The following is a 25,088-nucleotide window of genomic DNA, read 5'->3' as shown; positions in this document are numbered from 1 at the left end:
GAGCGCTCGGTCTTTTTTGGTCCAGATTTTTTGCGCGAGTGGTCGGCGAAGCCGACCCGAGCGCAAAAAAGGTGGGTCCTAGAAGGTGTCCTCGATGATCTCGCCGACCGCGAAGTTCGACTTGACCTCGGTGACTTCGATCTTGACCCGTTCGCCGACGTCGGCACCCGGCACGATAATGACGTAGCCGCGTTCGACGCGGGCGATGCCGTCGCCCTGCTTGCCGATGTCCTCGATCTCGACGTAGCGGGTTTCCCCGACGTCGACCGGTGGCTGCGGCTCCGACGGTGCGCTCTGGGGCTGGCTCGCCGTCCCCGAGTCGTCCTCGGTGGCCGCCTCGTCCCGCGAAATGAGCGCGACGCGGTAGACCTCGCCGGGGTCGATGTCGCCGGTTTCGACCTCCTGACGGGGTACTTCGATGACGTAGCGATCCTCTTCCTCCGAAACGTCCGTACTGAACAGACACAGCAGCTTTTCAGATATCTCCACAGGTAGACCCTCTATTTCATTGCAGAGACCCATCCATAATAGAACTACCGACACCGAGCCGTCGATTGACGGGGAAAGAGGCTTGTGTACCCGTTCGACCGGCGGGCTCGAGGAACCATGCGAGTGTGTGACGATCCCTGACGCACGGAATCAGTCCGCGCGCTCGAGGGGGCGAACCGTCGCGAGCCGCGAGAGGTCGACCTCGGTACCGAAGTCGGCATCGGACAGGGTCTCGTAGGGGCGGTCGACGACGATGTCGCCGGCGGTACTGTCCCCGATGCCGGGGATGGCGGTGAGTTCGTCCATCGAGGCCGCGTTGAGATCCAGCGGGTGGGGGACGCCGGTCACCGAGCGGTAGCCGTGGTCGACGACCGCGACGTCGATCGTCCGCCCGAGTTCGCGCTCGCCCGGAATCCCGACCAGCAGGGGGTAGGTGCCGAGCTGGCGGCCGAAGGTCTTGCCGTCCTGATGGTACTCGAGGTGAACGTCGGGGAGGACGGTGCCGAGCGGGGCGACCCGCTCGAGCATGGGGTTGTCGATCTCCTCGCGGACCCGCTTCTTGTAGCGTTTGAACAGCTGTTTGTGGTCGTTGGCGATCTCGGCCCCGGTGTCGCTCATGTCGGTGCCGTCGAAGGCCATCACCTGCCGGATATTGATCCGCCGGAGCATGTAGCCCTCGTCGTAGACTCGCTGGAGGAACTCGCGGTTGCGCTCGTAGGTTTCCTCGCGCTCGCCCTTGAGTCCGTGCAGGAGGTTGATGCCGGGAAGCAGCTTGGGGAGCCGGTTCGGGGTGTTCCGACCGACGCTCGGGCCGTCCCCGGGGTCTTCGCCGGGTCGCCAGCCCGCTTCCTGGTTGACGATCTTGACCGCCTCGAAACACTCCTCGGCGGTGACGTTGAGGTTGTTCTCCTCCTGAACCACCGGATCGGCCGACTCGAGGCCGAACGCGGCCGTGTCGCCGGGCGTGTTGTGTTCGGCGATGATCCGGATCCCCTCGCGGCTCTGCTCGGGCCACTCGACGATCGTGATGGGGTTCATGTTGTCCAGATGCAACGTCTCGAGGTCGGGCGCGACCTCGCGGATGCCGCCGTAGAGTTGGCGCAGGGCGTCGGGATTGGGCGCCTCGCCGTCACCGCCGTAGGCGAGGATGTCGGCCTGCCGGCCGAGCCGGAAGTGTTTGACGCCGTAATCGGAGAGGGCGTCGACCTCGCCGACGACCGTCGGCGGCGGCCGGAACTCGGGGTTGCCATAGAGCGGTTCCGTACAGAACGAACACCGATACGCACAGCCCCGCGAGGTCTCGAGTTCGGCGATGAGATGGTCCGGGTGGTTGGGATGCTGTTCGACGACGAACGCGCCCTCCCGCGCCCACCGCGAGACCTCCTCGATGTCGCGCATCCGGTTGTTGAAGCCCTCGAGGCCGCTCTCGACGAGGTCGTGAACGGCGGCCTCGACGTCGCCCTTGGCGACGAAATCGAAGTCCAGGTCCTGCCGTTCGGTCTCGGTCGCACCGGCGTTTTCGTCGCCGACGCCGAACTTGACGGGGCCGCCCATCAGGCTTGTGCCGGTGGCGGTCCAGGCCAGTTTGCGGACCTCGTCGGGTTCGGCCGGCGTCCCGCCGACGTACTTGCCGGGAACGGTCATCCCGCCCAGATAGAGCAGGAGGTCGGCCTCGTCGACGTCCCGCCAGTAATCGGGCTCGTCGCGGAGTCGGTCGATCGTGTGATAGGTGATTTGCTCGCGCGGGACGCCCGCGTCGACGAGCGCACCCGCCGCGTACCGGGGATACGTCGAGATGTACGGCGGCACCCCGAAGTGTGCGGGCTCGTCGACGTAGCCGTCGACGATTGTCACCGACAGCGTCTCGGGGTCAGTCATGGCTCCCGGTAGCGCCTCGAGGGGTAAAACGGTGACTACACGCCCTCGGTCGACGGTCGCCGCCGCCGGATCGCTACCGCCGCCGGTCCGCGAGGAGGACGGGCTCGTCGTCAGGGACCGCGACGGCCCGGCGGTCATCACGAGCCTCGCACCCGGCGTCGAGCGAGCCCTCGAGCGGGACTGAGCCACCGGAGCCTGCAGCCGTCGTGGGTGAAGCCAATGTTGATTAGTTTCCCGACCGAACGGACGGGTATGCCGCCGACGGAAGAGATCGTGTGTACCGACGACGACTGTTTTCTCGACATCTTCGAGAACCACTACACCTACGACGTTCCCGACGACCTCGAGGTCACCGACCTGTCGTGTCCGGTCTGTGGGGGGACCGACTGCCTCGAGCGGGTCGAACTCTGACGGGGGAGTGGCGTCCGTCCGTCGCCTTGCTGGGACGGTGTCGAGCCGCGCGTCTGACGTTTCTTTTGGCATGGGCAAAAGAGATATGAAACGGGCTCACGTATCCGTTCGTACGGCCATGTCTCCCACGTACTGTCAGTCCCTTCTCTCGGTCCCCACGACCGCTGCCCGCACCGGCCGTCTCGCCCGGGGTGAGGTCCCGTGAGCCTCCAAGATCTCGGGGAATCGGTCGGCAGCACGCTGTATCGACAGATCGGGCGCGCGAGCGGCCGCGTCCAGAACCACCGTTCGCTCCCCGTCGACATCCTCGAGAACGACGACGCCTATCGGGTCGTCTTCGACGCACCCGGTGCCGAACCCGACGACGTTCAGGTCCGATATCTCGATGGCACCGTCAAGATCCGGATCGATCGCTTCCGGGGATTCCACGAGGGCTACGAGATGCGGTTCCCCGGCCGGGGGATGTCGTTATCCGGCGCCGCCGAACTGCCCGGCGACGCCGTCGTCGATCCCGACGCCGGGACCGCCCGACTCACCGAAACCGGCACGCTGAGCGTCGAAATCCCGAAGGGATCATCGCTCGAAGAGCCGTCACACGAAGCGGACCCGAGCGCCGAGTCACACGATGAAACCGATCGGAGTGGGTCCGTCGAGACGGACCCCGAGACCGAACCGGTCGCCGTCGACGACTAACTCAGTTCGGCTCCGTCGACATTCCTTCCGCGATCTCGAATTCTTCGTCGCCGTCGAACCGGGTCGGGTCGAACGCGTCGATCCCGTCGCTGCCGAGGATCTCGGCCGCGAGTCGCTGTCCGATCGCCGGCGCGCGCATAAACCCGTGACCCTGGAAGCCGGTCGCGACGTAGACCCCGTCCCGAACCGCACCGACCAGCGGGTCCCGGTCCGGGGTCGCCGTACAGAGACCGGCCCACGAGCGCGTGATAGCGTTCTCACCTCCGAGATCGATCGCCGGAACCCGGTGTGAGACCCGCTCGCGGAGATCGGTCCGGAACTCGGGATCGGCCTCGCGGTCGTAGCCGTCGGGATCCGCCTCGCGTTCTTCGGTCCCGTCGCCCGCGAGAATGCCGCCGGCGTGCGGTCGCAGATAGAAGTCACCGCTCGCATCGTAACACATCGGTTCCGCGAGGTCGCCGTCCCCGAGCAGCGCCTGGACGCGATAGGGTTTCACGGCCAACTCGAGACCCGCGTCCGCGAGCAATCCGCCGGTCCAGGCCCCGGCTGCCACGAGGACTGCGTCGACCTCGTGAACGTCGCCGTCCGGACGGATCACCCGGCTCGGATCGGCCCGGACCTCGACCGGGGTCTCGGTCTCGAGGGTCGCGCCCGCACCGGTGGCCGCGGCCGCGAGACAGGCGGTGTACTCGGCGGGATCGGCATAGCCCGCCGCGCCAGCGATCCCGGCGACGGCAACGTCGTCGGTCCGCAGGGCGGGGAACCGGTCCGCGAGCGCGTCGCCCTCGAGTTCGAGCGCGACGACGCCGTGTTCCTGCATGCGCCCGACCTGTTCTCGGATCGCGTCAGCGCGTTCGGGGTCGTCCTCCCGGGCGAGCCAGACGTAGGGACACTCGACGAACGCAAAGGTATCGTCGCCCGAGAGCGCGCGGAAGCGCTCGATGGCGTCGCCGGCGATCTCGGCGTCGAGCCCGTCCGCGAACGCGTCGTAACAGATCCCCGCCGCCCGGCCGCTGGCACCGCTGGCGACGCTCCCGCGGTCGTAGACCGTCACGTCGGCACCCTCGCGGGCGAGGTCGTAGGCCGCGGTCGCGCCGACGGCACCCGCGCCGACGACCGCGACCTCGAGGCCCCTGCCCTCGCGCGTGAACGCGTCCGCACCGACCGCCAGCTCGGCGTCGTCCGGGCTGCTCATCGTCGATCCCCCACCGACGCGGTGGCCGATCCGCTCGGCGACTGCCCGTCGGCTGCGTGTTCGGTTCGCATAGCGGTCACTCGTGTGGCGGACCACTTACCTCTGGGTGATTCCGCGATCCGAGCGAACGCATCGCCTGTGCGAAGACCGGCGCGTCGAACGAAAGGGGGAGTGGATGGGGGAAGAGGGGGTACGACGGCAGGGGGCGTGAAGCTCCATGGTTCAGCGCCGATCGTCCCTGCCGTACCTTCGGATATTCCCCGATCACGGATACCGTTACTCCCAAATAAATTTGGCCGAGCGCGACATCGACGCGGCTCAGGTCACGTACAACGAGTATGCGATCACGAAGAAGCCGGCCAGTACCAGCAGGCTCTCGAGGAGGATGCCGGTCATCAGCGGGACGCCGAGTATTTCATACAGCATGCCGGCCAGTACCAGTCCGAGGGTGACGAGGCCGAAGCCGAGCGAGAGATAGCCCAGCGCGGACTGACGAGTGCGTCGGTAGGCCTTGTAGGCGAAGAACGTGATGACGCCGCCGACGATGAGGACGAGCGTCTTGACGACCGCGAGGGCGATCGCGGTCGGCATTGTCGCGGCGGAGACCCACATGACTGTTCCTATCCTGATTTTCAACAGCCGAACCAAGAACCTTGCCGTTCCCGGAGACGGTGTTCCGTGCCACCACCCCACACCATCAGTCGCCGGTACTGATAGTCGGCGTCGACGCCGGTCTCAGGGATCGGCGGTTCGTGACTGCTGTCCACCGTGTGACGGCACACTGGCGGATCACACCGCCGTGAGACGGCTGCGAGCGAAGCGTTTTGCCGACGGCGACGCGAGACACACTCATGACGCGACTGGTCGAACTCGAGGCCAACGGCCCACGGAAGCTCGAGCCCGAGGACATCGACGACGAGAAAGGCGACGTGGCGGTCTGTCAGTGCGGACTCTCGGACGACTTTCCCTTCTGTGACGGGAGCCATCGGCGGACCCGCGACGAGGACGAGGGCACGACCTACGTCTACGAGGACGGCGAGCGGCGAGAAGTCGAACGGGTCGTGACGGCCGACGAAACGGACGAGTAGAGGCGCGACGGCAGCGCCATCGCTCACAGCGAGCGGGCGGAGTTACAGACGACGAGCAGGCTGCTCGCGGCCATCGCGACGGCGGCAAACAGCGGGTTCAACAGACCGGCGACTGCCAGCGGGATCGCGACCGCGTTGTAGGCGAAGGCCCAGCCGAGGTTCTGCCGGATCCGTCGGTGCGTGGCCGTCGCCACGTCGAAGGTTTCGCCGACGGCCGTGAGGTCGTCGCCGACGATCACCGCGTCGGCCGCGTCGGTCGCGAGCTGTGTTCCCCCGCCCATCGCGATGCCGACGTCGGCCGCGGCCAGCGCGGGCGCGTCGTTGCTGCCGTCGCCGACCATCGCGACCGTCCCGCGGGCCCGGAGCCGGTCGACGGTCTCGGCCTTCGCTTCCGGCGGCACGCCCGCGAAGACCTCGTCGACGCCCTCGAGGTCGCGGAAGCGCTCGGCCGCCGCCCCCTCGTCGCCGGTGAGGACGACGACCTCGTGGTCCGCCGAGAGGTCCGTCAGGGCCGCCTCGAGATCGTCTCGCGGTGCGTCCCCGACGACGACGACGCCGTGAGCCCGGTCGTCCCAGCCGACGACGACGGGCACGCGGCCCGCCGATCTCGCGTCCTCGATCCGGGGCTCGAGGGCGTCGGGGATCGCCAGCCCGCGCTCCCGACAGAAGTCGGGGTGGCCGACGACGACCTGGTCGCCGTCGACGCGACCGCTGACGCCGCGGCTCGCCCGCTCGAAGTCCGCGACGGTGCTGGCTGCCGTCGCGTCGTCGGGTGCCGCGTCGGCGACGGCGGCCGCGACGGGGTGTTCGGAGAGGGACTCGACCGCGCCGGCCCGTCGGAGCAGTTCCTCGCGCCCGGGGCCGTCGCCCGCGGCGTCGCCGCCGACCACATGGACGGCGTCGACGGTCATCGTCCCGGTCGTGAGCGTCCCCGTCTTGTCGAGGACGACGGTATCGACCTCGGGGGCGTCCTCGAAGATCGTCTCGGCGGCGACGACGATCCCCCGTTCGGCGGCCGACTGGATCCCCGCGGCGATGGCAAGCGGCGTCGCCAGTCCCAGCGCGCAGGGACAGGAGACGATGACGACCGTGAGCCCGAGCAACAGTGCCGTCGACGGGCTCGAGCCGGTTGCCAACGAGACGGCGATCGTCCCGACGGCGAGGGCGACAACCAGCGGGACGAAGACGGTCGCGAGCTTGTCCGCGAGCCGCTGGACGCCCGGCCGGGAACTCTGGATCGACCAGAGCAGGGAGACGAGCCGGTCGAGGGTGCTTTCCGCCTCGTCGCCGACCGCGACGACGATCGGGGCGTCAGTGACGACGGTCCCCCCGCGGACCGGATCGCCCGGCTCCTTCTCGGCCGGCAGCGACTCGCCGGTGACCAGCGACTCGTCGACCGCGGCCGATCCCTCCACGATCTCGCCGTCGAGGGGAACCCGCTCGCCGGGACGAACGAGCAAACGATCGCCGGGCTCGACCGCCTCGAGGGGCACCGTCTCGCCGCTCTCGCGACGGGCCTCGTCGACCTGTCGTTCGGTCAGATCGGAGAGCAGGCCGGTCGCGCGGCGCTTGACGATCCGTTCGTAGCGCCCGCCCGCGGTGACGACGAGGACGACGGCGACGGTGACGTCGAAGTAGAGGTGACTGCTGCCGAGCAGCGTCGCGACGGCGCTGTAGCTATAGGAGCCAAGCGCCGCCGTCGCCACCAGCAGGTCCATGTTCGGGCTGCCGGCCCGGAGGCTGACGTACGCACCCCGGAGGATCGGATAGCCGGTATAGAAGAGGACGATCGAGGCGAACACCCAGATGTTCGCCGACAGAAAGGCGGTCTCGTACCCGCCGAAGTCGGCGACCGGCTCGTAGCCGAAGTACCTCGGGTAAAGGAACAGGACGTACCACACCATAATCATCATGCCGAAGAACCCGCCAAGCAGGAGCGGTGCAAGCCCGTCATCCGATCCGCTCGCATCACCAAGAGCCGATCGATCGGACGCGGTGTACCCGTAGCCGGAGACGAGTTCGGGGAGGTCGTCGGAATCGAGTCGGTCGGGATCGTAGACGAGCCGAATCGTATCCGTCGCGTAACTTGCCGTCGCGCCGCGGACCCCGGGTTCTCGCTCGGCGGTGGTCTCGAGGAACGCCTCACAGGTCGAGCAGTGCATGCCGTCGACCGCGAGGTAGGCGTCTTCGCCGTCGAGATCGTCGAGGTCCGGCCCGTCGTCGCCGGAATCGAGGCGGGATCGTACCGCCGCCTCGTCGGGCGCGTCGTCGGTCCCGTCGAGCGTGCGAGCGACCTCGAGACAGCCACGACAGCAGTACGTGCCGTCGACGTCCGGGTCGGTGATCGGCTCCGCGGGTGTCGGCAGATCACAGAGGTCGCAGGTGTCGGCAGCCGCATCGTCGACCGTCGCCGTCCCGCCGGTTGCAGCCGGTGACGATATCGAGCCTCGTGCGGGTGGTGAATCCGGTGTCATCGTTAGAATAGTGGTTCGTACGGGAGCGGGGGATGTGGCAGGTGGATGCCGTACAGCATCAGGCCGTGCGAAAGGGGAATGTAGCCGAGGAGGATAAACGCCGCGCCCAGCGCGCGGTGGAGTCGCACCCGCGTGTCGACGTCGATCGCGGTCATGGCGGTGCCGTAGACGAACAGCGTGGGGATCGTTCCGAGTCCAAGGACGGCCAGCGAGAGCGCGCTGCGTGCCGGCGATCCCAGCGCGAACGCGTAGAGATACGCGGGATAGATGATCGGACACGGCATGACCCCGTGGACCGCACCGAGCGCGACGATCCCCGGCGACGTCGCGAGCCGATCGACACGGCTCGAGAGCAGTTCCGAGAGTCGGCGAAACAGCGTGCCGACGATCGGGAGCCCGTGGCCGGGAACGGCGGTCTTGCCCCGGAGATAGTAGAGGCCGCTCGCGACGATCGCGATCCCGACGAGGATTCCGGTCGCCCCCCTGACGCTATCCCCGACCGCGGCGACGGCCTCGCTCGAGGCGACCGTCACCGCACCGAGGAGACCGAACAGGCCACCGATCGCGGCGTAGCTGGCCGTCCGGCCGAGGTTGAACAGCGCGTGCTGGCGCACCTCGTAGCCGGTCAGCGTGTCGTCGCGGCGCTTGTCACTGGCGTCGCCGATCCGATCGGCGTAGGTCGTCACCAGCGGGCCGCACATACCCAGACAGTGTGCGCCGGCGAGCAGTCCGACGACGAAGAGGACGAACAGGTTCACGTGTTCGGGGGCGAGTCCGGGGCCCGGACTCGCCATCAGCGGTGTTCCGACGGGGAACCGGACGGCTCCGTACCCCGCGCTAGTCGTCAGTAGCTCCGGGGAAAGTGAACTGAGGGTCATCTCGCGGGCGGCGGTCACCCGGCAGTTCCGTTGCCGTCACCGTGGTGATCGCCGTGCGAGCCCTCGACCGGGGACATCGCGAGGTACAGTGAGCCGACGATAAGAACGACGTTAACCGCGCTGACGGCGCCGGCGACCGTCGAGTTGGTGAGCCCATAGACGAGCAGCGGAACGATCGCCAGTAGCCCCGCGATCGCAGCCAGCCGCGGCGGTACTGTCTCGAGGTTCATACTCGGTACTGGGCGGGACGAGCGCTTAATACCCCACCATCTTCCCATCGAACGGGAACCAAGGTTGATAGTAAGTCGTCCCTATTCCCTACTCGTCCGTATGAGTTCGAAAACTGAACAACGGGAGCCCGAACATGTTCAAACACTCGGGCACGAGGAGTACGATCCGATCGGGACGGCGATCCTGATCGGAATCTACTTCCTGATACTGGTATTGCTGTGGATATTCATGTACTTCGTTGAGTTCCTCGGCAACGGGCCGACCGTCGTCGGAATGGCCCTGACGGTGGTGGGACTGGCATGAACATTCACACCTACGAGAAGGTATGGCTCGTCGCCGCCATGGTATTAATCGTTGGTTTCATCGCGACGATCACCTACGGGGCAGTCGGCCCGGGTATCGCGATGATCGACGACGAAGGCGGCGACATCAACCCCGACGAGATCAACGACGACGAACGGTTCGCCGAGCCCGGCGTCGAACACGTCGGCGGCAACGAGTACGAAGTCGCGGTCGTCGCACAGGCGTGGTCGTACACGCCGAGCCAAATAGAGGTGCCAGCCAACAGCGAGGTGACCTTCTATGTCACCAGCCGGGACGTGACACACAGTTTCTCCGTCGTGGGAACGAACGTGAACACGATGGTCATTCCCGGGCAGGTCTCGGAGATGACCGTGAAGTTCGACGAACCCGGCGAGTACGGCATCCTCTGTAACGAGTACTGCGGCGAGTATCACCACACGATGGAAGGCAAACTGAACGTCGTTCCCGAAGACGAGTTCGACCTGACCGAACTGTCCGTCGAGGCCGACGACGAGGTCGAATCGGGCAACGAGACGACGATCACCGCGAACGTGGAAAACGGCATGCAAGAGGACCTCGAGACGACCGTCTCCCTCGAGATCGGCAACGAGACGCGTGAAGAAGCCGTCACCGTCCCCGGCGACGGCAGCGAAGAAGTCGCGTTTACCGTCGACAGCGCCGACCTCGGCGAGGGCGACCACGACTGGACCGTGACCGTCGACGACTACGAGGAAAGCGGAACGCTGTCGGTCGTGACCCCCGATGGCAACGAGTCCGCCGACGGAGGTGACGGCGATGCGTAACGCCTACGTCGACCAGTTCCCCGACGAGGCGCGAGTGATCAAAGCCGCCTTCTGGAGTTCCTTCATCGCGCTGGCGATCGGCGGGACGCTCGGCCTGGTGCAGGCGCTTCACCGGACCGACGTCTTCAGGTTCATTCAATCACCCGACTACTACACCGTCCTGACCGCCCACGGCGTGTTGCTGGCGATCACGTTCACGATCTTCTTCCTCGTGGGGACCTTCACGTGGGCGGTAACGACCAGTCTGGACCGGGGCGTCGTCGACGTCCGGTTCACCTGGGCTTGGTATATCATGATGGTCGTCGGCACGGTACTCGTCGCGATCGCGATCTTTAGCGGCTTCCTCGAGTCGGCGCCGTCGGTACTCGGCTCGGAGCTGAACGCCGACGTCCTCTTTACGTTCTACGCGCCGCTGGAGGCCCATCCGATCTTCTACATCGGACTGGTGCTGTTCGTGGTCGGTTCCTGGCTCGCCGGTGTCGACTGGTTCCGAACGTGGTTGGCCTGGCGGAGCGAGAACCCCGACGAGCGGATCCCGCTGCCGACCTTCATGGTGCTGACGACGACGCTGTTCTGGTACATCTGCACGTTCGGTGTGGCCCTGTCGATCCTCGTGTTCCTGCTGCCGTGGTCGCTGGGGATCACCGAGTCGGTTAACCCGCTGTTGACCCGGACGCTGTTCTGGTACTTCGGCCACGCCGTCGTCTACTTCTGGCTGATGCCGGCGTACATGATGTGGTACATCATGCTGCCGAAGTTCTCCGGCGGAAAGCTGTTCAGCGACCCGCTTGCACGCGTCGTCTTCGTGCTGTTCCTGCTGCTCTCGACGCCGCTCGGAATCCACCACCAGTATCTGGATCCGGGCATCGCTGAGGGGTACAAGTTCATCGCGATGACGAACACAATGTTCCTCCTCTTGCCGAGCCTGCTGACCGCCTTCACTGTCGTCGCGAGCATGGAACACGGCGCGCGCCAGCGTGGCGGCGAGGGCTACCTCGGCTGGCTGAAGGCGCTCCCGTGGCGCAACCCGATCTTCACCGGGATGGCGCTCGCGGGCCTGATGTTCGCCGCGGCCGGCTTCTCCGGCATGATCAACGCCGGCATGAACATCAATTACCTCGTCCACAACACGTGGTGGGTCGTCGGTCACTTCCACCTCACCGTCGGCACCGCCGTCGCACTGACGTTCATGGCAGCGTCCTACTGGTTCATCCCGCAGCTGACGGGCAAGGAACTCTGGAACCGGTCGGTCGCGCTCGGACAGGTCCTCCTCTGGTTCATCGGCATGACGTTCATGTCCAACGCGATGCACCGCTCCGGACTGTTCGGGATGCCCCGCCGGACCGCCGAACCGCAGTATCAGGGCTTCGACTTCGAACCCGCCGTGGGTACCGTCGGCGAGATCAACATGCAGGTCGCCCTCGGCGGCGTCATCCTGACGCTGTCGCTGGCCCTGTTCCTCCTGAACATGATCATGACGTCGATCGGCGACGACAGCGAGTCGATCCCGGACAACACCTACGCGGGGACGCTCTCCGGGGCCGAGGACTCGCCGCGCATCCTCGACAACCTCAAGCTCTGGACCGCGATCGCCGTCGTTCTCGTGATCATCGCGTACACGCTCCCGCTCGCGAGCATCATCGACGCCGGCGGCCTCTTCGGGCCCGGCATCGAGGGCGTCAGGCTCTCGACGTGGGTCGACCCCGCCGTTATCGAGTCCCTCAGTGGGGTGATCCGCTAGATGCGCATCTCGAAGGGGGCGCTACTGGTCGTCGTGGCCTTGCTCGTCCCGTTCGTCGTCGAGTTCCGAACGGCGCTGTCGTGGTTCGGGATCAAACTCACCATCCTCGAGTCGCTCGCCCTCGCCGGCGTCCTCGTCATCGGACTCCTGCTCTGGGCGGTGTGGCCGGAAAACGGTAACGGCGGGACGGGAACGGCCGACTCGAGCTGACAGCCGAACTCGTTTCGCTGCGTTCCGTCGCTGTTTCTCAGAAGGCGTCGCGTTCGCGAAGCCGATCGACGACTTCGCGAACCCGCTGTGACGACGTCCGTGGCGCGACGAGGATCCGGTCGTCGTCGGCGGCGACGATCAGGTCCTCGACCTCGAGCAGGGAGACGTGCCGGTCGGGCGCGGCGACGACGTTGTTCGCCGCGTCGACCGACAGGATCTCACCGGCGACGCGGTCGTTCGTCGCGGCCGCGTCGCGGTCCGAGCGGGTCCGCCCCACGGCATCCCACGTCCCGAGGTCATCCCAGTCCACCGGCAACGGCGTCACGAAAACGTCGCTCGCCCGCTCCATGATCGCGTAGTCAACGCTGACGGCATCGACCGCGTCGAACCCGCGTTCCGGCTCGCCGGCCTCGAGGGCCTCGACCAGCGGGGCAAGCGGCGAGTCCCGCGCTTCTCGCAGCAGGGCGGCGGGCGTCCAGGCGAAGATCCCGGCGTTCCAGTACGCGCCCGCCTCGCGGAGCCGCCGCGCTTCCTCGCGGTCGGGTTTCTCGGTGAAGCGCTCGACGGCGTCGTAGTCCGCGCTCGCCCCCTCGAGTTCGTCCGCGTCGCCGTCGGGAACGATGTAGCCGTAGCCCGTCGCCGGCCGGGTCGGCTCGACGCCCAGCGTCACGAGGCCGCCGGTGTCGGCGGCGATCTCGGCGGCGCGCTCGAGGTGGGCGGCGAAGGCGGCGTCGTCGCCGACGTGGTGGTCACTGGGGAGACAGACGAGGACGGGGTCGCGGTCGAACCGTTTTCGGAGCCGCCATGCGGCGTAGACCAGCGCCGGTCCGGTGTCCTTGCCGGCGGGTTCGACCAGTAGACCCGCCTCGGGCGCGTGGTCGTGTATTTCGTCGGCGAAGGACTCGCGAGTCAGGACGAAGCGCTCGTCGGCGAACGCCGTCCGATCCATCGTCTGCGAGAGGAGCGAGCGGTCGCCGCCGAACTCGAGGAACTGTTTCGGGCGCTCCCCGCGACTCGCGGGGTAGAGCCGGCTGCCGATACCCCCGGCGAGGACACAGGCAACGATGGGCCGATCCATCTTACCAGGTCTCGATCCGCCCGCGTCGGACGTCCTCGGCACAGCCCTCGCAGTCGGGGTGGTCCGCCTCGTAACAGGCCGGTCGGTACTCCTCGTCTAACTTCGCCGCCCGCTGTTGGGCGTAACGCCGACAGACGATCTTCGCTCGGCCCGCCTCGTCGGTGGGTAACTCGCGGGCGTTTCGCGCCACCTCGTAGGCCTCGCGGGCCTCCTCGAGCTGGTCGTCGGTCGATCTGCGAAGCTCCTCGAACTGCTCGCCGGCTCCCTGCAGCGTCGAGCGCAGGAACCGCTCGAGTCGACGCCGATCCGCCATTGCCCCGTGGTTCGACCGCCGGACACATAGGCCCGCCGGTGGTCGGAGGCGCGGCGACGGCTTGCGGAACCGATGCGAACGATTTTCATCGTCCCGACGGAGGCAACGAGCATGGCTATCCGCGATGCACTCCGCGGGATCACCGCACCGACGGTGACCCCCTTCGACGACGGCGCGATCGACGAGGCGGCCCTGACCGATCTGCTCACCCACCTCGAGGCCGGCGGCATCGACGCGGTCTTTCCCTGCGGGACGACCGGCGAGTTTCCGAGCCTGACCGCCGACGAGCAGCGCCGGGTCGTCGCGGCGACCGTCGACCGCGTCGACGTCCCGGTCGTCGCCGGTGCGGCCGCCACGAGCGTCGCCGACACCGTCGCGGCCATCGATCGGGCGGCCGAGGCGGGAGCCGATGCCGCCGCGATCGTCGCACCCTACTTCACGACCGCGAACGCGCCCGACGGCAACCGGCGGTTCTTCGAGGCCGTCCTTGAGGAAGCGGCGCTCCCCGTCTTGCTGTACAACATTCCGCAGTGTACGGGCCGGCGCATCGAACCCGAGACCGTTGCCGCCGTCGCTGAGCGCGACGAGGCGATCGGCATCAAGGACTCGAGCGGCGATCTGGCGTACTTCCTCTCGGTGCTGCGGGCGACGCCCGAGGAGTTCCTGTGTCTGCAGGGGTACGACGCCTTGCTGGTGCCCGCCTTGCGGATGGGGGCCGACGGCGGGATCAATGCCCTGTCGAACGTCGTCCCCGAGGTGCTTGGCGAGGCGTTCGAGCAGGCGGACGCGGAGCGCGGGCAGGAACTCCAGTCCGACGCGATCTCGCCGCTGTTCGAGGCCTGTACGAGCCACGGCTTCGCGCCCGCGACGAAGACGGCCCTCGCCGAGCGCGGCGTCATCCCCTCCGACGAGGTCCGCCCGCCGCTGGTCGGCGTCGACGACTCGGGAACCGACGCGATCGCCGCCGCCCTCGAGCGCCGTCTCGAGGGCGGCAGGCAGTAACCGCTGGTCCGCGGGCTCGGCGGAACCCGACGACACCGCTGCAGACCGACATCTCCAATCGGCCCCGCGACGCCGTCTTGCGGTTTCTTCCGCCGCCGTTCACTTTCGCTCCGGTGGCGGTAGTTTAAATACCATCGGGAGCGAACGGGTGTATGCCTCCCACTGAAACCGAAGAGGAGGCGTGAAGCCAATGAGCGACGTACGACAACACGCGGACGACATCCACGAGCAGTTTTCGGACCACCTCGACGTCGATGTCGAGGACGTCGAGGAGCGCCTGACGACGCTCGTCGACGAGTACAAAGTGCCGATGGACGAGGCACGCCGGAGCGTCACTAACCACTACCTCGAGGAGGCCGGCCTCGATCGCGAGGACATCTCGAGCGGCGACAGCGAGGCGGCCAACGTCGAGGACGTCGACGAGCCCGAGGAGTGGATCGACCTCACCGCGAAGGTCATCGAACTCTGGGATCCCCGCAGCGACTCCGTCGCACAGGTCGGCCTGCTGGGTGACCCGACGGGGACGATCAAGTTCACCAAGTGGGCCAAATCCGACCTCCCCGCGCTCGAGGAGGGCGGCGTCTACGAACTTCGCAACGTCGTCACCGACGAGTACCAGGGCCGGTACTCGGTCAAACTCAACTCGACGACGGTGATCGAGGAACTCGACGAGGACCTCGAGGTCGGCAACGACACCAGCGAGGTCGAGGGCGCACTGGTCGACATGCAAAGCGGCAGCGGGCTGATCAAGCGCTGCCCCGAGGAGGGCTGTACCCGCGTTCTCCAGAACGGCCGCTGTAACGAACACGGCGAGGGCGAAGGCGAGTTCGACCTCCGCATCAAGGCCGTCGTTGACGACGGTATCGACGCCCACGAGGTCATCTTCGACAAGGACGCCACGGAGAACTTGACGGGACTGAGCCTCGAGGAGGCCAAAGAGATGGCGATGGACGCCTTAGACACGACCATCGTCGCCGACGAGATCCGCGAGGACATCGTCGGCACCTACTACCGCATCGAGGGACCGACCTTCGGCCGGTACGTGCTGGCCGACGACGTCGAGGAACTCGACGGGCCGATCGATGGCGAGGAACTGCTGATCAAAGCGAGGTCGATGTGATATGAGCCAGGCAGAACTCACCCGCGAAGTCGCCCGCCGCGTCTTCGCATCGGAATTCAACGACTCGACGTACACCTTCAAAGAGAGCGACGACGAGCGCGCGCCCAACTACGCGCTCCTCCCGACGGGCGACCGCGCGAACCGCGTGTTCGTCACCGGTACCCTGACCGAGACCGAAGACGTCGGCGACGAAAGCGAGTACTGGCGCGGCCGGGTCGTCGACCCGACCGGGACGTTCTTCGTCTACGCCGGCCAGTACCAGCCCGAGGCCGCCGCCGTCCTGCGGGACACCGAACCGCCGGCCTATGTCTCCATCGTCGGCAAACCCCGGACCTACGAGACCGACGACGGCACGGTCAACGTCTCCCTGCGACCCGAGTCCATCGCGGTCGTCGACGACGCCACTCGCGATCGCTGGGTCGTCGAAACCGCCGAACGGACCCTCGATCGCATCGAGGCCTTCGAGGCCTGGGAGGCCGAGCAGGAAGCGCCCGAAAGCGGCTCGACCGCACCCACGAACGAGTACGCCGAGATGGCCCGCGAGCGCTACGACTCGCCGGTCGTCAACTACCGCAACGACGTCATTCAGGCGCTCGAGCAACTCGAGGACGTCGAGGAGCCCGACGACGCGGAAGCGACGGTCTGACGGCTGGACCAGTCGACCGGTTTTTTGTTTTAGTCGAACCGCGAGCTACAGCACGGCCTCGAGCAGCGCCCCGATCGCGTCGAACTCGTCGTCGGTGACTTCGTGGCCGGTCTCGGGATACCACCGCTCGTCGACCGTAGCGGCCGCCTCTTCGAAGATCCGGACCGCTTCGGTGGCGTGGTCCGGATCGACGTGTGGGTCGTCGGCGCCGTAGCCAAAGAGTACTGGCGTCCCCTCGAGCGAGCCGTCGATCGCGGTCGCACGGAGTTCGGCGAGCGTCCCGGGAAGCGTACCCGAGAGGACGGCGATCCCGCCGTACCGCGCCGGGTTCAGGCGGGCGAACTCGGCGGCGACGCAGGCCCCTTGGGAGAAGCCCGCGACGACGGTACGCTCCGGCGGGACGCCAATCTCGGCTGCCGCCTCGAGGGCCGCCGCCACGCAGTCGACGCTCGAGGAGAGCCACGGGTCGTTCTCGGCTCGAGGGGCGGTCGCCCGGCGGGGATACCAGCGGCTTCGCTCGGCGTCCGGCGCGAGGACGGCGACGCCGTGGCGAACCGCCGGTTCCAGGAGGTTGATAACGCCCTGTGCGGTCGCGCCGCGGCCGTGACAACACACGAGCGCGGCGTCGGCGGCCAGCGCGGGCGCGCCGGCAGTGAGCAGCGGTCGGCCGGCGTGGGGTCCCGAGACGCCGTCCATCGAGCGGCCGGAGCCGGTCATCGGTCCGTGGGAGAGTCGTCGCTCTCGTCAGTCTCACTCCCGGTCGGCGCCGTCAACTCGGGGAGTTGGCTCTCGATCAACTCCCGGTCGCGTTCGAACCACTCGGGCAGGTACAGCGACTCGCCGGGACCCCCGGTCGGCCCGCTGGCGGCGACGCCGTCGGTCTCCGTCGCCAGTTCGAGGAGGATGCCCCCTGGTTCACGGACGTACAGTGAGTGGAAGACGTGCCGGTCTTTCACGCGGGACACGTCGTCGCCGCGCTCGTCGAACAGGTCCCGCCACTCGTGGAGGGCGTCCTCGCTCTCGACCCGGACCGCGACGTGATGTAGCGTTCCCTGTCCCTCGCGACCGAACGGCGCATCGCGATCGAGGACGTCCACGACTGCGGCTCGTGAGCCGGACGCACGATACCGGATCCGATTGCCGTCTTCCGCCTCGTGTTCGAACCCGAGCGTCTCGAGCGCGCCCGCGGTCGCGTAGGGATTGACCGACAGCGTCGCGACGCCGTGGAGACCGCGGATCGCGTGGTCCGTCGGGATCGGTCCTTCGGTCCACGGCTCGACGTCGCCCGGAACCGGCGGGCCGGCGACGAGTTCGAGTCGCGTCCCTGCGGGGTCGGCAAAGCGCAGCACCCGTTCGTCGAACCGCTCGAGCGGTCCCTCGACCGCGATTTCGTGGTCCGCGAGTCGTTTCTCCCAGTACGCGAGCGAGCCTTCGGGGACGACGAACGCGACCGATTCGGGCTGGGGAGCCCCGAACCGGCCGGGATCGCCGTGGGGGTCCGCGAAGTGGGTCAGGACCGTCCCCGGCCGGCCGGCGGCGTCGCCGAAGTAGAGGTGATGCTGGAGGATATCCTCGAAGTTGACCGTCTGCGTGACGAGCCGGAGCCCGAGGACGCCGCCGTAGAAATCGATCGCCGACTGGGCGTCCCCGACGATCCCGGTCACGTGGTGGAGTCCCGCCGTGTCAGTCAGCATACGCCGTGTTGGGTCTCGAGGCGCATAGCGTGTCGGGTCCCGAGTGGTCATGGCGGTTCTCGCCCGGCGCTCGAGCGCGGTCAGCGGTCACCGCGACGCCCCGTGTCTGACTAATAGTTAAGTTCCGTGAACGACGACTAGGGGTATCGATGGGGAACAAGAACAAGACCATCTCGTTCCGGGTCAACGAGGACGCCTTCGAGGCGCTGCAGGCGATCGCCGAGGAGCGCGACATCTCGCTGTCGGCCGTCTTCCGGGACTACGTCGACCAGTTGGTCGAACACGACGGCCAGGTCGAGGTCGTCCCCGAGGCCGACCTCAAGGCCCGCACGGACGAGGGGGAGGACGTGTCGTTCCCACCGACCGTCGAGGTGCCAAAGCGGTTCGTCCGCGAACACGAGCGGCTCGAACTCGAGGCCGAACACCTCCGGGAGCAACTCGAGGAGTACAAGGCCTACGTCAACGACCTCCAGGACCGCCTCGAGGACGAGGAAGAGGAGATCCTGTTGCTCGACGAACTCGACGACGAAGACGAATCCTACCAGTTGCGCTGACGATCGTTCCCGGTCGGAACGCACCTAGCGGTCGTCGTCCGCGCCCAGATACCCGAGTTGCTGTAAGTCCTCGCGGGTCGAGTCGTCGAGATCGGCGTCCGCGAGCGCGTCTCGTCCGATGTCGTGTCGTTCTTCGACCACCAACAGCAACTGCCGCACAGTCCGGAGCTTGAACCGTAGGTCCGGGTCCTCGAGTTCCTCCTGGACGCTATCGAGCATCGTGTTGATCGTCTCTATCGTCGTGTCCGGCATCGATTCTCGATAGGGGAGGACCACTGATGTCGCGCTCGATGATTATAGATTGTTAATAATGTTCGAAACGCGTAGGTGGCCACTACAACCGAGAGACGGCGCGTCGACCAGGGTGTAAGGGCGGAATCGGAGAACGGAACAACAGTCGGTTACCGCTCGAGGTTCCGTTTCGCCCGCCGGATCTCGTCGTGTTTCTCCCCGGCACCGTCCACTCGCGCCAACCCTTCGGCGGCCTCGAGGGTTCGAACGGCGTTATCGAGGAAGGAGAGAACGTCCCCGGAGTAGGCATAGACCATGTAGTCGTCGGTCATCACGTCGACGATCGCGTCCGGGCCCAGTCCCTCGGCGCGCAACTCGAGTAGGTACGTCATGAACTTGCGCTCGGGACAGCCACAGTAGGGGTTGTTGTCGCAGCTACAGTCCAGAAAGTCCTGCGTGAAATCCAGCACCCGCTCGCGGGTCGCGTCGTCGAGTTTCTCGAGGCCCTCGCCCTGGAAGAGCATGTCCAGCGTCGCCCCCTTGAACGCCCCTTTGGGGATGTTCGTCTCGAGCTGGGAGCTGAGCTGGCGGTGATTCTTGACGTAGATCTTGTCGGTGATGGCCACGCGTTGGCGGGACTAACGCCCGCGGATCGAAAAACGTCTCGGTCGCGAACGGCCCGCGGGGGCAGCCGAGATCCGCCGGCCGAAACCGAGCGAGGGCATCACACACCGCGTCCGGGAGTCGTAACGTATTTTAGTCCAACCGGCTGTAGGTTCAGGTGTAAGCGTGTCCGGGTTGGGGTAGTGGTTATCCTTCAGCCTTGTGGAGGCTGAGACGCGGGTTCGATTCTCGCACCCGGACTTTGTCGCCGCGAACAAATCCGTGAGCGGCGCAAATCCGACCGAGATCGAACCCTGCCAGTCGCAGCGGCCGAGCGAAGCGAGGCCGACCGTCTGGCTACGGTTCGATTCTCGCACCCGGACTTTTTCACGGCGTCGTCGCGAACGAAGTGAGCGACGGCTCGGAGCGGCTTTGCCGCTCCGGTGACCATCGGGAGGAGTGGAAAAGCCGGAAGGCGGAACCACGCGAGGCGAGTGTCCCCGACTGGCACGGTTCCGTCGAGTGCTTGCTGCGGTCCGTGGTGACTGTGTTCGATTCCGAACGATAGCTCGTCGACTGGCGATATTCCGGAGAAGGCTTTACCCGTCTCACTCCGTTTGAATTGGGCATGGCTTCATCGGCCGATACAGATCCACACCCCCGAATTCGACACCAAGTGGTTGTCGCTGAACTCGGCCAACAGGCGCTCGAAACCGACGACATAGATCAGTTGATGCACGACGCATGCGTTGCAGTAGCCGAGACGCTGAGCAACGACTACTGTAAGGTCCTCGAGTTGCTGCCCGGCGGTGACGAACTCTTCCTTCGGCAGGGTGTCGGCTGGCGGGAGGGTCTCGTCGGGAGCGCGATAGTCCCGACCGACCGGGGCTCACAGGCGGGCTACACGCTGCTTTCCGAAGAGCCCGTGGTCGTCGACGACTTGCGTACCGAGGAACGCTTTTCGGGCCCCGAACTCCTCACCAGTCACGACGTCGTCGGCGGGATCAGCGTTATCATTGGCTCGATCGAAAACCCGTGGGGGATCCTCGGTGTACACGCCACCGAGAAGCGCGAGTTCACCGACCACGATGTTACCTTCGTCAAAAACGTCGCGAACGTCCTCGCAGCAGCGATCGAGGAAACGAGAGCCAAACGGAAACTCGAGGAGCGAGAGACCGAACTCGAGCGGACGTTCGAACGGATCACCGACGGATTCGTCGGTCTCGACGAGGACTGGACCATTACGTACGCGAACGAGCGGGGGAAGAACGTCCTCGACCCCGAAGACGAGGGCTTAGTCGGCGAGAACTTCTGGGAGGTGTTCGAACCGGCGCTCGGAACGACGTTCGAGGAAGAGTACCGGGAGGCGGTACGAACGCAGGAACCCACATCGTTCGAGGAGTACTACCCGCCGCTTGGAACGTGGTTCGAGGTTCACGCCTATCCCTCCGAATCCGGACTCTCGATCTACTTTCGAGACGTCACGAAACGCAAGGAGCGAGAGCGCAAACTCAAAGAGAGCGAACGTCGGTATCGCACGCTGGCGGAGTTTTTCCCGAACGGGATCGTCACGCTGTTCGGTGCCGACCTCGAGTACACGCTCGCCGCGGGACAGGCGTTCGCGGAGTTACCGATCTCGCCGGCCGACGTCGAAGAGCGGACACCAGCACAGGTGTGGGGTGACACGGTTGCTGCCGACCTCGAACCTGCACTCCGGGCGGCGCTTGACGGCGACGAGACGTCAGTCGAGTTTCAGTACGTAAACCGAGACTGGCGAGTTCACGCCGTGCCGGTGACTGACGATGATGGTGAGGTCTTTGCCGGAATGACGATGGCCCAGGACATCACCGAACAGAACGAGCGCAAACAACAGTTGGAGGACACGGTCGAGAAACTCGAAAAATCGAACGAGCGATTGGAGCAGTTTGCCTACGCCGCCTCCCACGATCTGCAGGAGCCGCTGCGGATGGTCTCGAGCTACCTGCAACTCCTCGAACGGCGGTACGAGGATACGCTCGACGAGGAGGGTGAGGAATTCCTCGAGTTCGCTGTCGACGGCGCAGACCGGATGCGTGCGATGGTCGACGGATTGCTGCAGTATTCTCGTGTCGATACGGAGGGAGACCCGCTCGAACCGGTCGATCTGAACGCGGTACTCGACGACGTTCTCGCCGATCTACAGTTGCAACTCGAGGAAACGGACGCCGACATCACGGCGGCGTCACTGCCCCGTGTCGAGGGAGACGCCAGCCAGCTACGCCAACTCTTTCAGAATCTACTGGATAACGCAGTCACGTACGCGGGAGACGAGCCGCCACGGATCGCCATCTCTGCAGAGCGGGCCGGACGGGACTGGGTGGTCTCGATCAGCGACGAGGGGATGGGGATCGATCCTGACGACCAAGCGGCCGTCTTCGAGGTGTTCCAGCGGCTCCACGGGCCCCACGAACACGCTGGCACCGGTATCGGGCTGGCACTCTGTGAGCGGATCATCGAGCGCCACGACGGTGAGATCTGGGTCGACTCCGAACCGGGCGACGGGTCGACGTTCTCGTTTACGCTGCCGGCACCACGTGATCGCGATGCGTGATCGACGAACGGGAGTGCGTCGATGGAGGTGCTGTGAGTCGAGGACGATACCAGTATCGCGTGGCCAACGGCGGCGGCGTTCAAAGACCGCCGGATCGGGACCACGCTCCACGCGCCGGCGATGGCCTACTCACCGGGCAATGCGCCGCCCGGAAGAAGGCGACCTCCAGTCCCGAAGCGGGACTTTTTATCGTGCGACTCCGACAGTGGACCACATGACCCACGGACTGGAGCCGACCGAGGAGTACGACGGCTCTATCGCCGTCCACCTGCTGGACGATCAGTCGGGCCGGGAGGAGATCCGCTGTGGCTCCTACGAGGAGGCGATCGACATCGTCAAAGCCAACCACCGCTCGGTCACGGTCGCGAAGATCGTCGACCGGGGCGGCGATGTCGTCTTTACCTCCGCGGAGATGACGATCGACGACTGGGAGACCGAGTGGGAACGCGCGAAACGCCGCCTCTCCGTCGACGTCGAGGCGTACGACTGTCCCTACGACAACGTCGCCTGTTTTGCCGACGATCTCTGTCTCGACTGCCAGATCGACAGGGTCAAAGAACAGTACTGAGCGCGTAGTCACGACCGGCTCGAGGGGCGGTCACGCGGCGTCGTCGAGAAACGTCGTCAACCGATCGACGAAGTACGCCGGCCGTTCCTCGGGGATCCAGTGGCCGGCACGGTCGACGACCTCGCCCTCGACGTCGGTCGCGACCGCCTCCATGTCCCTGATCGGCAGCTCCCGAAACGAGGCCGCGCCGCCGAGTGCGAGGACCGGCAGCTCGAGTGGGTCCTCGGCGTGGGCTCGGTTGTGTTCGGCATCGGTCTCGTAGGCACGGTAATACTCGAAGCCGCCCCGCAGGCCGCCGGCCTGTGAGTAACAGCGGACGTACTCGTCGCGGGCCTCGTCGTCGATCGCCGACGGATCGTACGCGCCCTCCTTGTAGAACCAGTCGAGGTAGAGCCGTTCCCGGCCGGCGACCAGCCGCTCGGGCAGGTCACGAACGCCGTGGAATCGTGTGTGCCAGAGTTTCTTCTTTCCGTCTTCGTTGATCCCCGGCAGGCCGGCCTCAAGGACACAGAGCGCGCGGACTTCGTCGCGATACTGGGCGGCGTAGGCGTAGGCCGTCGGCATCCCCCAGTCGTGGCCGACGAGCGCGATCCGATCGTCGCCGAAGCCGAGGTGGGCGACGAGTTCCCGGACGTCGGTCGCGACGGTGTCCTTGTCGTATCCCGAGGTCGGGGTCGCGGAATCACCCAGCCCACGGAGGTCGGGCGCGATGACGGTGTAGTCGTCGGCGAGTGACGGGATCACGTCCCGCCACTCGTACCAGGTCTGTGGCCAACCGTGACACAGCACCAGTGGCGGGCCGTCACCGGCGGTCACGTAGTGGAGTTTCGTGTCGTTGACGCGGGCCTGTCCGTGTTCGAGGTCGTCACGTGCAACCATACGTCACCATTGCGGGACTGACGTATCAGGCTTCCGTCGGAAACGGGGTGGCGAGTCGGGCCGTTCGGAGTCGCTCGAGGCAGTCGAGCCGAGTGGCTTTGTCATGCTCTCGCGTTTAGGGCCGTCGGCCCGTACAGCGTCGTATGGCGGACGCCCGACTCGACGGCCTGTTCGACGACACGCAGGGAAACGCGGTACTCGCGTGGGCGCTGACGATCGCGCTCGTCGCGTTGGCGATCAATCACGGGTTCGCGGACTCGTACCGCTGGTTCGCGTTTACCGCGTTCGCGGTCGCCATCGTCCTGCTTCCCGTCGTCGCGTTTCGAGATCCGCTCGTGATGCCGCCGTGGGAGTTGCTGGTGCTGGTCTTGCTCCCCGTCGTCGACGCGACGGTCCTCGGCGAGTCGGCGCTGACGTCGATCGCCGTCTACGTCGCCGTCGCCGCGGTCGCGCTCGTCGTCACCGTGGAGATCGACCGGTTCACCGCCGTCCGGATGAACCACGCCTTCGCGGTCGCGCTCGTCGTACTGACGACGCTCGCCGTCGCCGGCGCGTGGAACGTCGCCCAGTGGCTGGCCGACGTGACGTTCGGGACGGAGTACATACTGAACGGGCGCTCACAGGACGCGGCCAACCGCGCGCTGATGATCGACTTCGGGTACGCGGCGGTGGCCGGCCTGTTCGCTGGCGTCCTCTTCGGCCGCTACTTCGGGTCCTACGGCGACGAGGGGGTCGAGACGCCGCGGGACACCTCGCCCGACGAGGAGCCGGATCCCGTCCCGACGCTGATCCGCGATCAGCTGAACGTCCCCGATGGGATCGTCGTCCGACTCTCCCGAGGCATGCAGGCGGCGCTCGCGCTCCTCCTCGTATACGGCGTCGTCAGCCGCGATCTGACGACCGTCTCGAACGCCGCCATCGCGCTCGCGATCACGTTCCTCCCCGCGCTCCTCGAGCGCGACGCCAAGTTGCCCCTCGAGCCGGGGCTGGTGTTCTGGCTCACGGCGGCCGTCTTCCTGCACGTCCTCGGATCGGCCGGCATGTACGCGCTCGTCGGTCAGTGGGACAGCATGACGCACACGGTCTCGGCGTCGATCGTCGCCGCGGGCGGCTACGCGGTCGTCCGAGCGATCGACCTCCATACCGACGAGATCTACGTCCCGCCCGCGATGTTGTTCGCGTTCATCCTCGTGTTCGTACTGGCTTTCGGCGTCGTCTGGGAACTCATGGAGTTCGGCATCGACTGGAGCGCCCAGCGGCTCGGCCTCGAGGCGGTGCTGGCCCAGCACGGGCTCGACGACACGATCAGCGATCTCGTCTACGATACCGTCGGGGCCGTCGTCGCCGCGGTCTGGGGCTCGTTCTATCTCACCGACCTCTCCGAGCGCATCGCCGGCCGACTCGCGGCCTCGTAAC

The 25,088-nt window shown here is 66.5% G+C and carries 29 protein-coding genes and 1 tRNA gene; 16 read left to right on the top strand and 14 right to left on the bottom strand.

Annotation, left to right across the window (positions count from 1 at the left end; translation table 11 throughout):
- Nucleotides 1–78: 78 nt before the first annotated feature.
- Together ACERIM_RS12610 and ACERIM_RS12605 are read right to left on the bottom strand one after the other, a co-directional pair.
- Complete coding sequence (locus ACERIM_RS12610) at nucleotides 79–489, bottom strand: TRAM domain-containing protein (protein ID WP_006650007.1); 411 nt, start codon at nucleotides 487–489, stop codon at nucleotides 79–81.
- Nucleotides 490–639: 150 nt separating this feature from the next.
- A complete protein-coding gene (locus tag ACERIM_RS12605; protein WP_373632896.1) occupies nucleotides 640–2,367 on the bottom strand; it encodes a radical SAM protein in 1,728 nt (575 codons plus the stop codon).
- A 31-nt stretch (nucleotides 2,368–2,398) separates the two neighbouring features.
- On the opposite strand from ACERIM_RS12605, the gene ACERIM_RS12600 reads away from it, so the two are divergent.
- The 3 genes from ACERIM_RS12600 to ACERIM_RS12590 all read left to right on the top strand — a co-directional run bounded on the left by ACERIM_RS12600 (nucleotide 2,399) and on the right by ACERIM_RS12590 (nucleotide 3,471).
- Entirely contained in the window at nucleotides 2,399–2,551 is a 153-nt protein-coding gene (locus ACERIM_RS12600; protein WP_373632895.1) for a hypothetical protein, read from the top strand.
- Nucleotides 2,552–2,619: 68 nt separating this feature from the next.
- On the top strand, nucleotides 2,620–2,778 hold the full coding sequence (locus tag ACERIM_RS12595; protein ID WP_162834890.1) for a hypothetical protein: 159 nt from the start codon (nucleotides 2,620–2,622) through the stop codon (nucleotides 2,776–2,778).
- 201 nt (nucleotides 2,779–2,979) lie between these two features.
- Nucleotides 2,980–3,471 carry an Hsp20/alpha crystallin family protein gene (locus ACERIM_RS12590; protein ID WP_373632894.1) on the top strand — a complete coding sequence of 164 codons (492 nt, stop codon included), beginning with the start codon at nucleotides 2,980–2,982 and terminating at the stop codon, nucleotides 3,469–3,471.
- 1 nt (nucleotide 3,472) lies between these two features.
- On the opposite strand, the gene ACERIM_RS12585 is transcribed toward ACERIM_RS12590, so the two are convergent.
- Both ACERIM_RS12585 and ACERIM_RS12580 read right to left on the bottom strand, forming a co-directional pair.
- Nucleotides 3,473–4,666, bottom strand: a complete 1,194-nt coding sequence (locus ACERIM_RS12585) for an NAD(P)/FAD-dependent oxidoreductase (protein WP_373632893.1) — start codon at nucleotides 4,664–4,666, stop codon at nucleotides 3,473–3,475.
- 318 nt (nucleotides 4,667–4,984) lie between these two features.
- Entirely contained in the window at nucleotides 4,985–5,257 is a 273-nt protein-coding gene (locus tag ACERIM_RS12580) for a hypothetical protein (RefSeq protein WP_015299206.1), read from the bottom strand.
- A 260-nt stretch (nucleotides 5,258–5,517) separates the two neighbouring features.
- On the opposite strand from ACERIM_RS12580, the gene ACERIM_RS12575 reads away from it, so the two are divergent.
- Complete coding sequence (locus ACERIM_RS12575) at nucleotides 5,518–5,754, top strand: CDGSH iron-sulfur domain-containing protein (RefSeq protein ID WP_049965073.1); 237 nt, start codon at nucleotides 5,518–5,520, stop codon at nucleotides 5,752–5,754.
- 23 nt (nucleotides 5,755–5,777) lie between these two features.
- Here the strand turns inward: ACERIM_RS12575 and ACERIM_RS12570 are convergent, their stop codons facing one another.
- The 3 genes from ACERIM_RS12570 to ACERIM_RS12560 form a co-directional block, all read right to left on the bottom strand.
- Nucleotides 5,778–8,228 carry a heavy metal translocating P-type ATPase gene (locus ACERIM_RS12570; RefSeq protein WP_373632892.1) on the bottom strand — a complete coding sequence of 817 codons (2,451 nt, stop codon included), beginning with the start codon at nucleotides 8,226–8,228 and terminating at the stop codon, nucleotides 5,778–5,780.
- Nucleotides 8,229–8,230: 2 nt separating this feature from the next.
- Nucleotides 8,231–9,022: a sulfite exporter TauE/SafE family protein gene (locus ACERIM_RS12565; RefSeq protein ID WP_049905818.1), complete on the bottom strand. Its 792-nt coding sequence runs from the start codon at nucleotides 9,020–9,022 to the stop codon at nucleotides 8,231–8,233.
- 98 nt (nucleotides 9,023–9,120) lie between these two features.
- On the bottom strand, nucleotides 9,121–9,336 hold the full coding sequence (locus tag ACERIM_RS12560; protein WP_006182632.1) for a hypothetical protein: 216 nt from the start codon (nucleotides 9,334–9,336) through the stop codon (nucleotides 9,121–9,123).
- 100 nt (nucleotides 9,337–9,436) lie between these two features.
- On the opposite strand from ACERIM_RS12560, the gene ACERIM_RS12555 reads away from it, so the two are divergent.
- The 4 genes from ACERIM_RS12555 to ACERIM_RS12540 are packed head-to-tail and all read left to right on the top strand — an operon-like array spanning nucleotide 9,437 to nucleotide 12,394.
- The gene (locus ACERIM_RS12555) at nucleotides 9,437–9,640 is read left to right on the top strand and encodes a hypothetical protein (RefSeq protein WP_006182633.1); all 204 of its coding nucleotides are present in this window, start codon (nucleotides 9,437–9,439) and stop codon (nucleotides 9,638–9,640) included.
- The gene (locus tag ACERIM_RS12550; RefSeq protein WP_373632891.1) at nucleotides 9,637–10,443 is read left to right on the top strand and encodes a cytochrome c oxidase subunit II; all 807 of its coding nucleotides are present in this window, start codon (nucleotides 9,637–9,639) and stop codon (nucleotides 10,441–10,443) included. Before ACERIM_RS12555 ends, ACERIM_RS12550 begins: the two co-directional genes overlap by 4 nt.
- Complete coding sequence (locus ACERIM_RS12545; RefSeq protein WP_373632889.1) at nucleotides 10,403–12,184, top strand: b(o/a)3-type cytochrome-c oxidase subunit 1; 1,782 nt, start codon at nucleotides 10,403–10,405, stop codon at nucleotides 12,182–12,184. Before ACERIM_RS12550 ends, ACERIM_RS12545 begins: the two co-directional genes overlap by 41 nt.
- On the top strand, nucleotides 12,185–12,394 hold the full coding sequence (locus ACERIM_RS12540; RefSeq protein ID WP_006649997.1) for a hypothetical protein: 210 nt from the start codon (nucleotides 12,185–12,187) through the stop codon (nucleotides 12,392–12,394).
- A gap of 37 nt (nucleotides 12,395–12,431) precedes the next feature.
- Here ACERIM_RS12540 and ACERIM_RS12535 read toward each other — a convergent pair whose 3' ends face one another.
- Both ACERIM_RS12535 and ACERIM_RS12530 read right to left on the bottom strand, forming a co-directional pair.
- On the bottom strand, nucleotides 12,432–13,472 hold the full coding sequence (locus tag ACERIM_RS12535) for a mannose-1-phosphate guanylyltransferase (RefSeq protein ID WP_373632888.1): 1,041 nt from the start codon (nucleotides 13,470–13,472) through the stop codon (nucleotides 12,432–12,434).
- A 1-nt stretch (nucleotide 13,473) separates the two neighbouring features.
- Nucleotides 13,474–13,785 (bottom strand): hypothetical protein, encoded by a 312-nt coding sequence (locus ACERIM_RS12530; protein WP_006649995.1) that lies wholly within the window; start codon nucleotides 13,783–13,785, stop codon nucleotides 13,474–13,476.
- 111 nt (nucleotides 13,786–13,896) lie between these two features.
- On the opposite strand from ACERIM_RS12530, the gene ACERIM_RS12525 reads away from it, so the two are divergent.
- The 3 genes from ACERIM_RS12525 to ACERIM_RS12515 all read left to right on the top strand — a co-directional run bounded on the left by ACERIM_RS12525 (nucleotide 13,897) and on the right by ACERIM_RS12515 (nucleotide 16,553).
- Nucleotides 13,897–14,787, top strand: coding sequence for a dihydrodipicolinate synthase family protein (locus tag ACERIM_RS12525; protein WP_373632887.1), 891 nt, complete (start codon nucleotides 13,897–13,899; stop codon nucleotides 14,785–14,787).
- A gap of 190 nt (nucleotides 14,788–14,977) precedes the next feature.
- On the top strand, nucleotides 14,978–15,907 hold the full coding sequence (locus ACERIM_RS12520; RefSeq protein ID WP_006649993.1) for a hypothetical protein: 930 nt from the start codon (nucleotides 14,978–14,980) through the stop codon (nucleotides 15,905–15,907).
- 1 nt (nucleotide 15,908) lies between these two features.
- On the top strand, nucleotides 15,909–16,553 hold the full coding sequence (locus ACERIM_RS12515; RefSeq protein WP_006182641.1) for an RPA family protein: 645 nt from the start codon (nucleotides 15,909–15,911) through the stop codon (nucleotides 16,551–16,553).
- A gap of 45 nt (nucleotides 16,554–16,598) precedes the next feature.
- On the opposite strand, the gene ACERIM_RS12510 is transcribed toward ACERIM_RS12515, so the two are convergent.
- Entirely contained in the window at nucleotides 16,599–17,270 is a 672-nt protein-coding gene (locus tag ACERIM_RS12510) for an alpha/beta hydrolase (RefSeq protein WP_373632886.1), read from the bottom strand.
- Entirely contained in the window at nucleotides 17,267–18,247 is a 981-nt protein-coding gene (locus ACERIM_RS12505) for a VOC family protein (protein WP_373632885.1), read from the bottom strand. The genes ACERIM_RS12510 and ACERIM_RS12505 overlap by 4 nt, the downstream gene beginning before the upstream one ends.
- 149 nt (nucleotides 18,248–18,396) lie before the next feature.
- Between ACERIM_RS12505 and ACERIM_RS12500 the strand changes: the two genes are divergently transcribed.
- Complete coding sequence (locus tag ACERIM_RS12500) at nucleotides 18,397–18,801, top strand: ribbon-helix-helix protein, CopG family (protein WP_373632883.1); 405 nt, start codon at nucleotides 18,397–18,399, stop codon at nucleotides 18,799–18,801.
- A 24-nt stretch (nucleotides 18,802–18,825) separates the two neighbouring features.
- Here ACERIM_RS12500 and ACERIM_RS12495 read toward each other — a convergent pair whose 3' ends face one another.
- Nucleotides 18,826–19,053, bottom strand: coding sequence for a hypothetical protein (locus ACERIM_RS12495; RefSeq protein ID WP_006649990.1), 228 nt, complete (start codon nucleotides 19,051–19,053; stop codon nucleotides 18,826–18,828).
- Nucleotides 19,054–19,202: 149 nt separating this feature from the next.
- The gene (locus tag ACERIM_RS12490) at nucleotides 19,203–19,658 is read right to left on the bottom strand and encodes a DUF5814 domain-containing protein (RefSeq protein ID WP_006182646.1); all 456 of its coding nucleotides are present in this window, start codon (nucleotides 19,656–19,658) and stop codon (nucleotides 19,203–19,205) included.
- A 166-nt stretch (nucleotides 19,659–19,824) separates the two neighbouring features.
- Here ACERIM_RS12490 and ACERIM_RS12485 point away from each other — a divergent pair.
- The 3 genes from ACERIM_RS12485 to ACERIM_RS12475 all read left to right on the top strand — a co-directional run bounded on the left by ACERIM_RS12485 (nucleotide 19,825) and on the right by ACERIM_RS12475 (nucleotide 22,793).
- Nucleotides 19,825–19,896: transfer RNA gene (locus ACERIM_RS12485), tRNA-His, on the top strand.
- A 367-nt stretch (nucleotides 19,897–20,263) separates the two neighbouring features.
- Nucleotides 20,264–22,225 (top strand): ATP-binding protein, encoded by a 1,962-nt coding sequence (locus ACERIM_RS12480; protein ID WP_373632882.1) that lies wholly within the window; start codon nucleotides 20,264–20,266, stop codon nucleotides 22,223–22,225.
- Nucleotides 22,226–22,439: 214 nt separating this feature from the next.
- A complete protein-coding gene (locus ACERIM_RS12475; protein ID WP_373632881.1) occupies nucleotides 22,440–22,793 on the top strand; it encodes a hypothetical protein in 354 nt (117 codons plus the stop codon).
- A 30-nt stretch (nucleotides 22,794–22,823) separates the two neighbouring features.
- Here the strand turns inward: ACERIM_RS12475 and ACERIM_RS12470 are convergent, their stop codons facing one another.
- Nucleotides 22,824–23,672, bottom strand: coding sequence for an alpha/beta fold hydrolase (locus ACERIM_RS12470; RefSeq protein WP_006649987.1), 849 nt, complete (start codon nucleotides 23,670–23,672; stop codon nucleotides 22,824–22,826).
- 143 nt (nucleotides 23,673–23,815) lie between these two features.
- Here ACERIM_RS12470 and ACERIM_RS12465 point away from each other — a divergent pair, with 143 nt between their 5' ends.
- Nucleotides 23,816–25,087, top strand: coding sequence for a hypothetical protein (locus ACERIM_RS12465; protein ID WP_373632880.1), 1,272 nt, complete (start codon nucleotides 23,816–23,818; stop codon nucleotides 25,085–25,087).
- The last annotated feature ends 1 nt before the right edge of the window (nucleotide 25,088 follow it).

The sequence above is a fragment of the Natrinema sp. H-ect1 genome (genome assembly GCF_041821105.1).
Lineage (GTDB): Archaea > Halobacteriota > Halobacteria > Halobacteriales > Natrialbaceae > Natrinema > Natrinema thermotolerans.
The sequence above is the reverse complement of the archived record's forward strand: the minus strand, read 5'-3'. Positions and strand labels throughout refer to the sequence as shown.

Bases quoted from the DNA above. Each gene is read 5' to 3' on its own strand.
- ACERIM_RS12605 (WP_373632896.1), bottom strand. From the start codon at position 2,367: ATGACTGACCCCGAGACGCTGTCGGTGACAATCGTCGACGGCTACGTC.
- ACERIM_RS12595 (WP_162834890.1), top strand. From the start codon at position 2,620: ATGCCGCCGACGGAAGAGATCGTGTGTACCGACGACGACTGTTTTCTC.
- ACERIM_RS12585 (WP_373632893.1), bottom strand. From the start codon at position 4,666: ATGAGCAGCCCGGACGACGCCGAGCTGGCGGTCGGTGCGGACGCGTTC.
- ACERIM_RS12580 (WP_015299206.1), bottom strand. From the start codon at position 5,257: ATGCCGACCGCGATCGCCCTCGCGGTCGTCAAGACGCTCGTCCTCATC.
- ACERIM_RS12575 (WP_049965073.1), top strand. From the start codon at position 5,518: ATGACGCGACTGGTCGAACTCGAGGCCAACGGCCCACGGAAGCTCGAG.
- ACERIM_RS12570 (WP_373632892.1), bottom strand. From the start codon at position 8,228: ATGACACCGGATTCACCACCCGCACGAGGCTCGATATCGTCACCGGCT.
- ACERIM_RS12565 (WP_049905818.1), bottom strand. From the start codon at position 9,022: ATGGCGAGTCCGGGCCCCGGACTCGCCCCCGAACACGTGAACCTGTTC.
- ACERIM_RS12560 (WP_006182632.1), bottom strand. From the start codon at position 9,336: ATGAACCTCGAGACAGTACCGCCGCGGCTGGCTGCGATCGCGGGGCTA.
- ACERIM_RS12555 (WP_006182633.1), top strand. From the start codon at position 9,437: ATGAGTTCGAAAACTGAACAACGGGAGCCCGAACATGTTCAAACACTC.
- ACERIM_RS12550 (WP_373632891.1), top strand. From the start codon at position 9,637: ATGAACATTCACACCTACGAGAAGGTATGGCTCGTCGCCGCCATGGTA.
- ACERIM_RS12545 (WP_373632889.1), top strand. From the start codon at position 10,403: ATGGCAACGAGTCCGCCGACGGAGGTGACGGCGATGCGTAACGCCTAC.
- ACERIM_RS12540 (WP_006649997.1), top strand. From the start codon at position 12,185: ATGCGCATCTCGAAGGGGGCGCTACTGGTCGTCGTGGCCTTGCTCGTC.
- ACERIM_RS12535 (WP_373632888.1), bottom strand. From the start codon at position 13,472: ATGGATCGGCCCATCGTTGCCTGTGTCCTCGCCGGGGGTATCGGCAGC.
- ACERIM_RS12530 (WP_006649995.1), bottom strand. From the start codon at position 13,785: ATGGCGGATCGGCGTCGACTCGAGCGGTTCCTGCGCTCGACGCTGCAG.
- ACERIM_RS12525 (WP_373632887.1), top strand. From the start codon at position 13,897: ATGGCTATCCGCGATGCACTCCGCGGGATCACCGCACCGACGGTGACC.
- ACERIM_RS12520 (WP_006649993.1), top strand. From the start codon at position 14,978: ATGAGCGACGTACGACAACACGCGGACGACATCCACGAGCAGTTTTCG.
- ACERIM_RS12515 (WP_006182641.1), top strand. From the start codon at position 15,909: ATGAGCCAGGCAGAACTCACCCGCGAAGTCGCCCGCCGCGTCTTCGCA.
- ACERIM_RS12510 (WP_373632886.1), bottom strand. From the start codon at position 17,270: ATGACCGGCTCCGGCCGCTCGATGGACGGCGTCTCGGGACCCCACGCC.
- ACERIM_RS12505 (WP_373632885.1), bottom strand. From the start codon at position 18,247: ATGCTGACTGACACGGCGGGACTCCACCACGTGACCGGGATCGTCGGG.
- ACERIM_RS12500 (WP_373632883.1), top strand. From the start codon at position 18,397: ATGGGGAACAAGAACAAGACCATCTCGTTCCGGGTCAACGAGGACGCC.
- ACERIM_RS12495 (WP_006649990.1), bottom strand. From the start codon at position 19,053: ATGCCGGACACGACGATAGAGACGATCAACACGATGCTCGATAGCGTC.
- ACERIM_RS12480 (WP_373632882.1), top strand. From the start codon at position 20,264: ATGGCTTCATCGGCCGATACAGATCCACACCCCCGAATTCGACACCAA.
- ACERIM_RS12475 (WP_373632881.1), top strand. From the start codon at position 22,440: ATGACCCACGGACTGGAGCCGACCGAGGAGTACGACGGCTCTATCGCC.
- ACERIM_RS12470 (WP_006649987.1), bottom strand. From the start codon at position 23,672: ATGGTTGCACGTGACGACCTCGAACACGGACAGGCCCGCGTCAACGAC.
- ACERIM_RS12465 (WP_373632880.1), top strand. From the start codon at position 23,816: ATGGCGGACGCCCGACTCGACGGCCTGTTCGACGACACGCAGGGAAAC.